The organism is Providencia sp. PROV114, assembly GCF_032704305.1.
In the GTDB taxonomy this organism is placed as follows: Bacteria; Pseudomonadota; Gammaproteobacteria; order Enterobacterales; family Enterobacteriaceae; genus Providencia; species Providencia rettgeri.
In genome coordinates this window covers 457,256-470,966 of sequence record NZ_CP120528.1, presented here as the reverse complement: position 1 = coordinate 470,966, position 13,711 = coordinate 457,256, and the positions used below count along the sequence as shown (strand labels likewise).

The following is a 13,711-nucleotide window of genomic DNA, read 5'->3' as shown; positions in this document are numbered from 1 at the left end:
CCTCATCATTTATTATGATGAGGCTTAACGATATTGTCTAAAATCTCTTCACTAGAAATTGTGATTATCAATATCTATTTGAGATATCGTATTATCAACTACTGGAATATCTGTTAGCATCACCACGTTACTTTCTACTGGTGTCGATGCAGGGATTATTGATGCATCTGGCAGGGTTGAATCTATCGTAATTTTGCCTGTAATTTTCTTATCACTAAAATTACCCGCAACATCTTTCACTTCAAGAGTATATTGATAGGAACCATCAGTCAGTGGGTTAGTGACCGGAATTGTCCATTGACCGTTTTTATCCGCCGCCCCGGTATAACTCTCATTCGCAATCTTTAGCTCAACGAAAGCACCAGCTTCAGTGGTTCCACTGAATTTTGGCTTGTTATCGTTGGTAAGATTATCACCTTTTGTACCGGTATCGGTCGTCTCATCTAATTTCCCAGAAAGTTCAGGCGCCTTGGTATCAATGGTGATGTTGTCAACGACACTTTTTTTATTACCCGCGCTATCTTTCACTTCAAGAATATATTTATAGGAACCATCTGGCAGTGGATTAGTGACCGGAATTGTCCATTGACCGTTTTTATCCGCCGCCCCGGTATAACTCTCATTCGCAATCTTTAGCTCAACGAAAGCATTAGATTCTGTCGTCCCACTGAAGGTTGGTGTTTTATGGTTAGTGAAACCACTGTTTGAGATCCCTGTATCTGATGTAGTATCTAACCCACCCTCCAGTACATCAGGCGGTGTTGTATCGATAATAATCTTACCCCTTAAGCTTTTAGTTCCTTTATGCCCAACAGCATCTTTCATCTCTACTTTATAAATATAGGTGTCCTCTGTCAGTGACGATGGAAGTGTGAATTTCCACTGACCTTTTTCATCAACCTTAATATCCTTATAAACATGCTCACCCACTATTAACTGTAGGACCACACCTGGCTCTGCTGAACCACAAAAAGTGGGTTTTGTGATATTTGTTACGCAATCCAATTGATAAGTATTATCTTTAGAATTACCAACACCACCATCAAGAGTATCTGGAGCAATTGTATCCACCTTGATAGTGCCTTGTAGCATCAAATCATTATTTAGATTACCCGCACTATCTTCTACCCTTGCCTGATAGGTATATTCCCCGTCTTTCAATGCACTTGCTGGAGGTAATGTAAATGCCCAACTCCCCTTTTCGTCTGCAATAATTGTCTGAGAAAAATGAGTGCTATCTAAAGGAGACTTTATATTGAGTAAAACTTGTGCAAAGGGATCACTATGTCCACTAAAATCAGGTATATTCGCATCAGTGAGAACATGCTCTTTAGCAACACCATCTCGTGCATCAATCACACCACCTGTTAATACCTTCGGGGCAGTGGTATCAATCTGAAATCTACCATGTTTCTGGCCACTAATTCCATGCACCTTATCTTCCACAGCTATCGTATAACCGTATGATCCTTCTTCGAATTTTACTTTTTCATCTATCACCCATACGCCATTTTCATCTGCTTTGGCATCGTATGAATGAGTTAAGTTATTATCAAAAATCAATCGGATAGAAGCATGAGGCTCCGTTTTTCCGCTAAACTTCGGTGTTTTTATATTGGTAATATTATCGCCTTTAATACCAGTATCATCATTATCATCTAATCCCCAGGTTATTTCAGGCGTCGTTTTAATTGTTAAGCTACCTTGTAATTTATCTTTCTCTGCACTCATTTTCCCTAATACATTTTCAACCGTAATATTGTAAACATATTGACCGTCAGCTGGCATTTGAGAGGCAAGTGGTTTGAATTGCCAATTCCCAGTCTTATCCGTTTTTACAGATTCATGTATAACTTCTTGTCCTTTAGACAACGTAAAATGTACAGTAGAATTAGGTTGAGTTTTACCACTAAAGGTCAATCCATTGTTATATACCGTATCATTACTGTCGCTCTCACTCATCTGAAAGGTAGGTGTTTTAGGAGTCGAGTCATTATAAATAAGTGAAAAATTGATATTACTTTTTCGATTAATCAGATCGTACGCTGTAATAGAAAATTCAAGATTGTCACCCTCTGTTATATCACTGGGAATACATTCGGTAGGCAATGTATATACCCAGGTTCCTTCATTGTCCGCTTTGGTCGTTCCAATTTTTTTACCTGTTTTATCTTCTATTTTAACAATCCCTGCGGGAGAGGTTTTACCTGTTATTTTTAAGTGATTTTTGTCAAAAATAAGTTCGCCGCCATCACTACTAACACTTTGATTTTCAGTAATACCAAACTCGATTTTAGGTTTTTGGGCCTCACCACTTAACACTTTAATAATGGTTTCATGCTCGACCTTATTACCCGCAATATCAAAAGCGGTAATATTAGCTTTATGCTCACCATTAGGTAAATCTAGAGTATTATTAAAAGTCGTTTGTGAACTATCATCATTAACAGATTTTTTGTCATATTTGATAGTCTTCCCATTAACTGCAATCTCGTAATAATCCATATTTCCTGTATAAGTAAAATTCAGGTGAGGATTATTATTTTTAGCTACATCAGCTGCTTTACTGTGCGTATCACTTTTTTCGATATGAAATTCATTGAATGTAGGGGGCGTTGTTAGGACATTTAGCTTAACAATCCCGAGTATCAAATCTTTCGTTTCATCTCGGAAAATGAGGTTGTGCTCCCCATCACCATCAAGGGGAACTTCAAGTTGCCATTCCCCTTTATCATTTGCTTGGGTCTTGTATTCTTTTCCCCCAACTTTTACTGAGATTTTAGCTTTAGGCTCAGCAATCCCTTTATAAATTGGCTTATTATGGTTTATATAACCATTTCCTTGATGTCCAGAATCCGTTTCGGGATCAAGGAAAATATTCGACTCAGATACAACTAAAAAGGAATGAAATTTCTCTGTCGAACCATATACATCTTGAAATTTCAAAGTATAGCCATGTTGACCCTGTGAAAGCGCATTTTGCGTAGGGAGTTCAAAATTCCATGCGGCTAATTTGCCAGTTTTTCCAGTTATGGTTAGCGGATATTCTTTCCCAGCAATCTGAATGCTACCTTTAAATTCGTCCCCCGTTACACCACCTTTAATTGTTCCGTGCAATTTAGGTGTCTTGCTAACACTTACTTTTAAATCATCTTTACCTGTAGGGCTAGACTCAGCATCAATCAGTGAATCGATGGTATAAACACCTTTTTTTATCCATAAACCTTTTTTTTCAAAATCTTTATTATTCGTATTTCCAGCAGGAGACGTCGCAACGACACCAATAGAACTAACCCCATAAAGGGGGCCAGCTTTCATTAAATTCGATGGAAATGTGAAAGACCACTGCCCGTTTTTATCAATATCTGTCACATCGAACTCACGTCGTTCCCAAAAATAATCTCCAGTATAGTAAGAAAATTTAAACTTTAATTTTGAGCCTGGTGTAGTTGTACCACTAAATATCGGGGTTAAATCATTAGTTGACAGAACACCTTTTCTATCTCTAGTCGCGTTTGAATTAAACGTTATTGCAGAAAGAAAGGGGATAGTATTATCAATTTGCAACGTACCTGTTGTTTCAAAATGATTGTCAGCAGTATCAGTAACAATGACTGTGTATTTACCTGAATAATTTTTATCAAATGTTTCATCTAAAGCTAATAGCCATGCACCATTTTCATCGCAGGTTGTATCGACGCTTTTATTATTCAATTTTAACGTTACTTTATTACCAGGATCGCTTTTTCCCGTAAACTCTGGCTTTTGGTTTTTGGTGATAAAGTCACCAGATGTTCCTAACTCTATCGCATCCGTTAATTTAACCACAGTGAAAGGTGGTGTTGTATCTATAAAAATCACGCCACTTTCATCAGTGGACTTCCCATTAGTCGGGTGTTCCGCAGTCACCGTATAATGATGTCCCCCATCCTGTAAACTATCAAGCGTAATAGCCCATTTTCCTGTAGTGGCATCAGCAATTTCGGTCAATTCCTGTCCAGCAATCTTAAAGGTTATTTTTGCACCTTTGGTAGCTGTACCTGTAAATGTAGGCTTTTTAACATTAGTGATATAACCATCTTTATGCCCACTATCACTCTCTTTATCTAATTCAACTGAAAGTGTCGGTCGATCCCCCCAACCAGTAACTTCACCGGATGGAGAATATTCGAATTTTTTTGTAATCGTTTTTTCATTACCTGCTGCGTCTTTAGCCGTAATAAAATATTGGTTATCTTTGCCAACCGTTGCATCAACATTAAATACCAGTGACCAATCACCGTTCTCATCACTATTAACAGTAACCGTCTTCTCTTTAAACTTGCCCGTTATTTTGCTATTTGGATCAGATTTGCCGCTAATTTGAGGCCTGAGTAAATTCGTCACAACATCACTCGATGCAATGTTGCTTTGACTACTTAGAGCTAAGCCCCCAGTCAATGTCATTTCGGTATCAATGGTGAAAGTGCCCTTGGATGTCGCCTGATTACCGGCTTTATCGGTCACACTGACGGCATAAGTGTGTTCACCCTCGGTAAATTCCGTGGGCAGCGCTTGTGTCCACTCCCCGTTAGCATTTGCGGTGGTCTCATACTTTTCGGTCTCAGTCGTGATCGTCACTGCCGCGTGCGGTTTGGTTTTGCCGGTCAAGGCTGGCGATTTATGGTGGGTAATATTATCGCCTTGAACCCCGCTATCACTGCCCTCGGTCAACGTCGCCGCTGCCGGTGGCAACGTCGTATCAATTTGTAATATATCGCTAAATTCATTTTTATTGCCAGCCAAATCTGTCACTATGACTCGGTATGTATAGACGTTATCTGCCAACTCATTAAGCTGAACCGACCATTCACCATTTTTATCCGCTTTAGTTGGGTAATCCTTTTGGCCTACAACCACATTAACTGTTGAGTATGGGTCTGTTTTACCGATGAACATCGGCTTATTTTGGTTAGTGACAAACCCATTGATGCCATTCAATTTAGCGTCAGTCGACGGTAATGTCGTTTTGATAATTACCCATTCGCCAGTTTGTGTCTTATTGCCTGCTACATCAATAAAAGCAAAATCACAATAATAACTATTATCTGCCAATGGGTACTTAATCTTAAGATGCCATTTACCCTGTTTATCAGCAACCGTCGAGAACCTTCCCCCGCCGAATCTCATGGTAACAACACTGTTGGCCTCTGCTTCCCCTACAAATATCGGGGTATTATGCTTAGTCCATCCATAGCCGTTATAAACGTTTTTATCAAAGCTCAAACTTTTACCATATGACTTTGTATCTATAAAAAAGGCGCCGTCGGACTCGGCCTGATTACCGGCCTTATCGGTTACGCTAACGGTATAAGTGTGCTTACCCTCGGTAAATTCTGTGGTCAGCGCTTGCGTCCACTCCCCGTTAGCATTCGCGGTGGTCTCATACTTTTCGGTCTCAATCGAGATCGTCACTGCCGCGTGCGGTTTGGTTTTGCCGGTTAATTCCGGCGATTTATTGTTGGTAATATTATCGCCTTGAACCCCGCTATCACTGCCCTCGGTCAGCGTCGCCGCTGTCGATGGCAGCATTGTATCAATGGTCACACTTCCTTTTATTTCAACTATTTTTCTATTGCCTGGATGCTCAGCAGTCACACGATAAGGATTCCCCCCCTCAGGTAAACTCTTAACCGAAATCTCCCACGCTCCAGTTACCGCATCTGCATTTGCAGTATACTCTTGGGTATCAATGTATAACTTGACTTCAGCACCTTTGGTTGCGGTACCGCTAAATTTAGGTGTTTTAATGTTAGTAGTGAAATCATCTTTATTTCCACTATCACTCTCTTTATCTAATTCAACTGAAAGTGTCGGGGGCGGAGATTCACCGGAGCCACCCTCCGGAGGCGGGGTATAGGAAAAACTTTGTTTAAGTATTTTTTCATTACCCGCAGCATCTTTAGCTGTAATAACGTATTCGTTATCCTTACCAATTTTAGCATTTACATCAAACGTCAACGACCATTTACCTTGTTCATCGCAATAAACAGTCTTTTTCGTTCCTTTAAATTCACCCGTTATTTTGCTATTTGGATCAGATTTGCCGCTAATTTGAGGCCTGAGTAAATTCGTCACAACATCACTCGATACAATGTTGCTTTGACTACTTAGATCTAGGCCCCCAGTCAATGTCATTTCGGTATCAATGATGAAGGTGCCCTTGGATTCCGCCTTATTACCGGCCTTATCGGTCACGCTAACGGTATAAGGGTGCCCACCCTCGGTAAATTCCGTGGGCAGCGCTTGTGTCCACTCCCCGTTAGCATTCGCGGTGGTCTCATACTTTTCGGTCTCAGTCGTGATCGTCACTGCCGCGTGCGGTTTGGTTTTGCCGGTCAAGGCTGGTGATTGATCCTTTGTGATATTATCGCCTTTATCGCCGCTATCACTGCCCTCAGTCAAGGTCGCCGTGGCTGAAGGTAATTGTGTATCAATCTGCAAACTCTCGCTAAACCGCCCCACATTCCCCGCCTGATCGGTCGCGGTGACGGTGAACGTATAGACGTCATCCGCCAAGGCATCAAGGATCGGCAACGACCATAGGCCACTATCATCCGCTTGAGTGTCATAGGCTTTCCCGGCGATATCCACTTGAATGCGAACCTTCGGCTCCGTTTGCCCCGTCAACGTGGGGGTCATTTGGTTGGTGATAAATCCCTGAATATCTTTTAATTGCGCTGTCGCATTCGGCAACGTCGTTTTGATGGTCACCGTCTCCGCGACAGCTTTTGTGTTGCCGGCCACATCCACCGCCGTCACCGTGTAATCATGCTGTTTATCGGCCAGCGGTTTTTCAACCGTGATGCGCCAACGGCCTTGTGCATCCGCCGTTGTCACCAATTTTTGTTCCGCAATCTGGAGGGTCACGGTGCTGTTCGCCTCGGTTTGACCAGCGAATGTCGGGGTGTTGTGCGGTGGTCCTTGTCCCTGTCTGGTGTGCCGCTGTCGCTGTTGCCCTCTAAGCCCACTGACAGGCTCTCTACCTCGGTATCAATGGTGAAGATACCCATGGATTTCGCCTGATTACCCGCTTTATCGGTCACACTGACGGTATAAGGGTGCTCACCCTCGGTAAATTTCGTGGGCAGCGCTTGCGTCCACTCCCCGTTAGCATTCGCGGTGGTCTCATACTTTTCGGTCTCAATCGAGATCGTCACTGCCGCGTGCGGTTTGGTTTTGCCCGTCAAGGCTGGGAATTGATCCTTCGTGATATTATCGCCTTTATCGCCGCTATCACTGCCCTCGGTCAAGGTCGCCGTGGCTGAAGGTAATTGTGTATCAATCTGCAAACTCTCGCTAAACCGCCCCACATTCCCCGCCTGATCGGTCGCGGTGACGGTGAACGTATAGACGTCATCCGCCAAGGCATCAAGGATCGGCAACGACCATAAACCCTTCTCATCCGCTTGAGTGTCATAGGCTTTCCCGGCGATATCCACTTGAATGCGAACCTTCGGCTCCGTTTGCCCCGTCAACGTGGGGGTCATTTGGTTGGTGATAAATCCCTGAATATCTTTTAATTGCGCTGTCGCATTCGGCAACGTCGTTTTGATGGTCACCGTCTCCGCGACAGCTTTTGTGTTGCTGGCCACATCCACCGCCGTCACCGTGTAATCATGCTGTTTATCGGCCAGCGGTTTTTCAACCGTGATGCGCCAACGGCCTTGTGCATCCGCCGTTGTCACCAATTTTTGTTCCGCAATCTGGAGGGTCACGGTGCTGTTCGCCTCGGTTTGACCGGCGAATGTCGGGGTGTTGTGCTTGGTCAACTTGTCACCTGGTGTGCCGCTGTCGCTGTTGCCCTCTAAGCCCACTGACAGGCTCTCTACCTCGGTATCAATGGTGAAGATGCCCATGGATTTCGCCTGATTACCCGCTATATCGGTCACACTGACGGTATAAGGGTGCTCACCCTCGGTAAATTTCGTGGGCAGCGCTTGCGTCCACTCCCCGTTAGCATTCGCGGTGGTCTCATACTTTTCGGTCTCAATCGAGATCGTCACTGCCGCGTGCGGTTTGGTTTTGCCCGTCAAGGCTGGGAATTGATCCTTCGTGATATTATCGCCTTTATCGCCGCTATCACTGCCCTCGGTCAAGGTCGCCGTGGCTGAAGGTAATTGTGTATCAATCTGCAAACTCTCGCTAAACCGCCCCACATTCCCCGCCTGATCGGTCGCGGTGACGGTGAACGTATAGACGTCATCCGCCAAGGCATCAAGGATCGGCAACGACCATAAACCCTTCTCATCCGCTTGAGTGTCATAGGCTTTCCCGGCGATATCCACTTGAATGCGAACCTTCGGCTCCGTTTGCCCCGTCAACGTGGGGGTCATTTGGTTGGTGATAAATCCCTGAATATCTTTTAATTGCGCTGTCGCATTCGGCAACGTCGTTTTGATGGTCACCGTCTCCGCGACAGCTTTTGTGTGTTGCTGGCCACATCCACCGCCGTCACCGTGTAATCATGCTGTTTATCGGCCAGCGGTTTTTCAACCGTGATGCGCCAACGGCCTTGTGCATCCGCCGTTGTCACCAATTTTTGTTCCGCAATCTGGAGGGTCACGGTGCTGTTCGCCTCGGTTTGACCAGCGAATGTCGGGGTGTTGTGCTTGGTCAACTTGTCACCTGGTGTGCCGCTGTCGCTGTTGCCCTCTAAGCCCACTGACAGGCTCTCTACCTCGGTATCAATGGTGAAGATGCCCATGGATTTCGCCTGATTACCCGCTATATCGGTCACACTGACGGTATAAGGGTGCTCACCCTCGGTAAATTTCGTGGGCAGCGCTTGCGTCCACTCCCCGTTAGCATTCGCGGTGGTCTCATACTTTTCGGTCTCAATCGAGATCGTCACTGCCGCGTGCGGTTTGGTTTTGCCCGTCAAGGCTGGGAATTGATCCTTCGTGATATTATCGCCTTGAACCCCGCTATCACTGCCCTCGGTCAAGGTCGCCGCTGCCAGTGGCAACGTCGTATCAATCTGCAAACTTTCGCTAAACCGCCCCACATTCCCCGCCGCATCGGTTACTTTGACAGTGAATCTATGGCTCCCCTCCGCCAATACACTGGGGATCGGCAACGACCATAAACCCTTCTCATCCGCTTGAGTGTCATAGGATTTCCCAGCGATATCCACTTGAATGTGAACCTTCGGCTCCGTTTGCCCCGTCAACGTGGGGGTAGTTTGGTTGGTGACAAATCCTTGAATATCTTTTAATTGTGCCGTGGCCGCCGGCAACGTCGTTTTGATGGTCACCGTCTCCGCGACAGTTTTTGTGTTGCCGGCCACATCCACCGCCGTCACCGTGTAATCATGCTGTTTATCGGCCAGCGGTTTTTCAACCGTGATGCGCCAACGGCCTTGTGCATCCGCCGTTGTCACCAATTTTTGTTCCGCAATCTGGAGGGTCACGGTGCTGTTCGCCTCGGTTTGACCAGCGAATGTCGGGGTGTTGTGCTTGGTCAACTTGTCACCTGGTGTGCCGCTGTCGCTGTTGCCCTCTAAGCCCACTGACAGGCTCTCTACCTCGGTATCAATGGTGAAGGTGCCCTTGGATTTCGCCTGATTACCCGCTTTATCGGTCACACTGACGGTATAAGGGTGCTCACCCTCGGTAAATTTCGTGGGCAGCGCTTGCGTCCACTCCCCGTTAGCATTCGCGGTGGTCTCATACTTTTCGGTCTCAATCGAGATCGTCACTGCCGCGTGCGGTTTGGTTTTGCCCGTCAAGGCTGGGAATTGATCCTTCGTGATATTATCGCCTTGAACCCCGCTATCACTGCCCTCGGTCAAGGTCGCCGCTGCCAGTGGCAACGTCGTATCAATCTGCAAACTTTCGCTAAACCGCCCCACATTCCCCGCCGCATCGGTTACTTTGACAGTGAATCTATGGCTCCCCTCGCGCAATACACTGGGATCGGCAACGACCATAAACCCTTCTCATCCGCTTGAGTGTCATAGGATTTCCCAGCGATATCCACTTGAATGTGAACCTTCGGCTCCGTTTGCCCCGTCAACGTGGGGGTAGTTTGGTTGGTGACAAATCCTTGAATATCTTTTAATTGTGCCGTGGCCGCCGGCAACGTCGTTTTGATGGTCACCGTCTCCGCGACAGTTTTTGTGTTGCCGGCCACATCCACCGCCGTCACCGTGTAATCATGCTGTTTATCGGCCAGCGGTTTTTCAACCGTGATGCGCCAACGGCCTTGTGCATCCGCCGTTGTCACCAATTTTTGTTCCGCAATCTGGAGGGTCACGGTGCTGTTCGCCTCGGTTTGACCAGCGAATGTCGGGGTGTTGTGCTTGGTCAACTTGTCACCTGGTGTGCCGCTGTCGCTGTTGCCCTCTAAGCCCACTGACAGGCTCTCTACCTCGGTATCAATGGTGAAGGTGCCCTTGGATGTCGCCTGATTACCCGCTTTATCGGTCACACTGACGGTATAAGGGTGCTCACCCTCGGTAAATTTCGTGGGCAGCGCTTGCGTCCACTCCCCGTTAGCATTCGCGGTGGTCTCATACTTTTCGGTCTCAATCGAGATCGTCACTGCCGCGTGCGGTTTGGTTTTGCCCGTCAAGGCTGGGAATTGATCCTTCGTGATATTATCGCCTTGAACCCCGCTATCACTGCCCTCGGTCAAGGTCGCCGTGGCTGAAGGTAATTGTGTATCAATCTGCAAACTCTCGCTAAACCGCCCCACATTCCCCGCCTGATCGGTCGCGGTGACGGTGAACGTATAGACGTCATCCGCCAAGGCATCAAGGATCGGCAACGACCATAGGCCACTATCATCCGCTTGAGTGTCATAGGCTTTCCCGGCGATATCCACTTGAATGCGAACCTTCGGCTCCGTTTGCCCCGTCAACGTGGGGGTCATTTGGTTGGTGATAAATCCCTGAATATCTTTTAATTGCGCTGTCGCATTCGGCAACGTCGTTTTGATGGTCACCGTCTCCGCGACAGCTTTTGTGTTGCCGGCCACATCCACCGCCGTCACCGTGTAATCATGCTGTTTATCGGCCAGCGGTTTTTCAACCGTGATGCGCCAACGGCCTTGTGCATCCGCCGTTGTCACCAATTTTTGTTCCGCAATCTGGAGGGTCACGGTGCTGTTCGCCTCGGTTTGACCAGCGAATGTCGGGGTGTTGTGCTTGGTCAGCTTGTCATCCAGAATACCGCTGTCGCTGATTTCCTCTAAGTCCACTGACAGGCTCTCTAATTGAGTATCAATAATTATTTTATTTTTTAAAATTAAAGGGTTACTACCATCAGCTGAGGCAGCGAGTTCATATTCATACACGCCGTCTTTTAACGGTTTAGTTATTTTTAATGACCAATGTCCTTCTTTATCCGCTGTAATTGGGTATTTTATACCATCCAAAATAAGATATGCCTGAGAATCAAGGGAAACGGTACCAATAAACGTTGGTTTATTATTATTTGTAATACCGTCATCTTTTTTCCCAGAGTCTGATTCTTCACTTAGCTTCCCTTGAATAAAAACTTGAGTTTTTGGCTTAATGACTATGGGATTTTCGGGTGTTTTATTCGCAGGAGTACTAGATTCAGATGAAGTTGAAGATTTCGCTGGCATAGGTGGTGGTGATGGAGGTAATGCGGGATCGCTCACACTCTCTTTTTTACTTTTCTCTGATTTAATTTGTTCTTTTAATTGGGCTTTTGCTTCGGATAATTTTGTCAATGAAGAGCTTAATTGCTCTTCTTGTTTCTCAGTCTGGGACTCTAAGGCTTGAACCTCTTTTGCTAATTTTTGATTTTCTTGATTTAATTCTGCTAGCTTTTCTGCAAACTGTTTTTCTTCATCATCTTCATCTTTTTTAGTATCTATATCTTCAGCGAGTTCGATCGTTTCACTGATAAATTGTTCTTTGAGGTAGATTGCATCAGCACCAATATTCATCGTTATCGATGATAAAATTTCATCTTGCGATAATACGTTACCTTGCTCAGTTAATAAAACTATACCCCCTGAAATAATTTCAGAAAGCCCATTTTCTATTTTTTCGACTGTTCCATTCGGGGTTGTAACAATTAAATCAAGCCCCTGAACCTTAAATTTTTTGATCGTTATGTTATTTGATTCAACTGATTTTATTATATTCGTCATATTATTAAACTATTATTTAAAAAGTGAGTTCCTACGCTAATAGTAATTAGCATCGATTAATAAAACGCATTATATCGATTTTATTAAAAATAACATGAGCTCGAATATAGAGTGACCTCACATTCGTTATTTTTGGTCTTAAACTCTGATGAACTCAAATCAAACCTATTTATAATACACCCTCATAATATATTTAATAACAAAATGAAATTTTTATGTCAGAAGAAGATTATGATGGTTCAGACGATGAGCTAGCACCTATGGTAGATGGATTAAGTGGAACACTCTGTATAATAATACTTGTTTCTATGGTTTTCATTTTTAGTGGCATGAAATCTGTCGAGCAATATATTAACTACAGTGAATTACGTTTTGAAAAAGTACAATTAGACTTAAAAAATAAACTTCTCAGTTTTAAGGGGGGTATTCATCTTTCGAATGATGAAACTAAGCTATTAAGTAAAGAATTTAAAGATAGCCCTGGAAATAAAATCATACTGAGTGGTTATATTGATAAAAAAATAAGTGGTAGTAAGGAGAAAAACACATATAACTTACTTTATGTAACATCGTTAATTAAAAGCCTTGGAATCAATAAAGAAATTGTTCTACAACAAGGAACAAGTGAACATTGCCCAGGGTGGAATTCATGTATCTATTGGGATTATAAATAAATGTATTATATTGGATTACTTTTTTATGCAGTGACCTTTCTTGCTTTTTTCTTCATACAAGCAGTACAAGAAATAGTTCAGCAATGCCTTTCATTAGCACCAGAGATAAGTTATACCATGATTGGTATTTATATTTATCCATTAATTATTTTTTTGTGCCACAAAATATTCAAAAAAAATCAGTTAAGTCATTATGTTTTTCTGTCGAATCAGACCAAACTCTCCGCATCCGTTTCTGTTTCCTTAGGACTAATCGGTACCTTTATCGGATTGACAGGAATGATCACCGCTATTTCTGCATCATTATCTGGTGACGGAGATGTTTCTGAAAAAATGAATGCCATGATTTCATCTATATCTATGGCACTTAACTCAATGTCCTTTGCATTCTTAACCTCTATCCTTGGGGTTTCTGTTTCCGTTTTACTCTTAGTAAGTTTGAATTTCTTTAATTTTTTCTATCAAAAAGAAAATAAGAAATCTAAGGCAAAAACATCAACAATACACACCGAAGAATTAAATAAAATTCAAGAAACACTTTCAAACTTACAGGATGTCAATATCAATATCGCACAGAAAATCGTGTCTATTCCTGAAAATAATGAATTAACAAACCAAATCACTACGCATCTCTTAACCTTATCTACGACAGCACAAGAAAATTTAACCGTTTTACGATCAATCAAAAATGCAGATGATGACTGGAAAATAAAATTAAACGATTATTTATTAAAAGAAAAAGTCAATAGAAAAGCTGACAATGAGAAAATATCAGCAGAAATATCAAAGATTAATCAAACCACTAAATGGCTAAAAGAAAAAACAATTGAAAGTCGGAAAAAACTATTAACCTTATTATCGATGGAGTAAAA

The 13,711-nt window shown here is 43.7% G+C and carries 6 protein-coding genes; 2 read left to right on the top strand and 4 right to left on the bottom strand.

Annotation, left to right across the window (positions count from 1 at the left end; translation table 11 throughout):
• Positions 1-51 precede the first annotated feature (51 nt).
• From P3L37_RS02040 to P3L37_RS02025, 4 genes are read right to left on the bottom strand one after another with little or no spacing between them, the layout of a single operon-like run.
• On the bottom strand, positions 52-6,909 hold the full coding sequence (locus P3L37_RS02040; RefSeq protein ID WP_316927672.1) for an Ig-like domain-containing protein: 6,858 nt from the start codon (positions 6,907-6,909) through the stop codon (positions 52-54).
• Positions 6,906-8,447, bottom strand: a complete 1,542-nt coding sequence (locus P3L37_RS02035) for an Ig-like domain-containing protein (protein ID WP_316927671.1) — start codon at positions 8,445-8,447, stop codon at positions 6,906-6,908. Before P3L37_RS02035 ends, P3L37_RS02040 begins: the two co-directional genes overlap by 4 nt.
• On the bottom strand, positions 8,444-9,970 hold the full coding sequence (locus tag P3L37_RS02030; protein ID WP_316927670.1) for an Ig-like domain-containing protein: 1,527 nt from the start codon (positions 9,968-9,970) through the stop codon (positions 8,444-8,446). Before P3L37_RS02030 ends, P3L37_RS02035 begins: the two co-directional genes overlap by 4 nt.
• A complete protein-coding gene (locus tag P3L37_RS02025; RefSeq protein WP_316927669.1) occupies positions 9,910-12,165 on the bottom strand; it encodes an Ig-like domain-containing protein in 2,256 nt (751 codons plus the stop codon). Before P3L37_RS02025 ends, P3L37_RS02030 begins: the two co-directional genes overlap by 61 nt.
• A 215-nt stretch (positions 12,166-12,380) precedes the next feature.
• Here P3L37_RS02025 and P3L37_RS02020 point away from each other — a divergent pair, with 215 nt between their 5' ends.
• Positions 12,381-12,839 carry a hypothetical protein gene (locus P3L37_RS02020; protein WP_109913056.1) on the top strand — a complete coding sequence of 153 codons (459 nt, stop codon included), beginning with the start codon at positions 12,381-12,383 and terminating at the stop codon, positions 12,837-12,839.
• Positions 12,840-13,709, top strand: coding sequence for a hypothetical protein (locus tag P3L37_RS02015; RefSeq protein ID WP_109913057.1), 870 nt, complete (start codon positions 12,840-12,842; stop codon positions 13,707-13,709).
• The last annotated feature ends 2 nt before the right edge of the window (positions 13,710-13,711 follow it).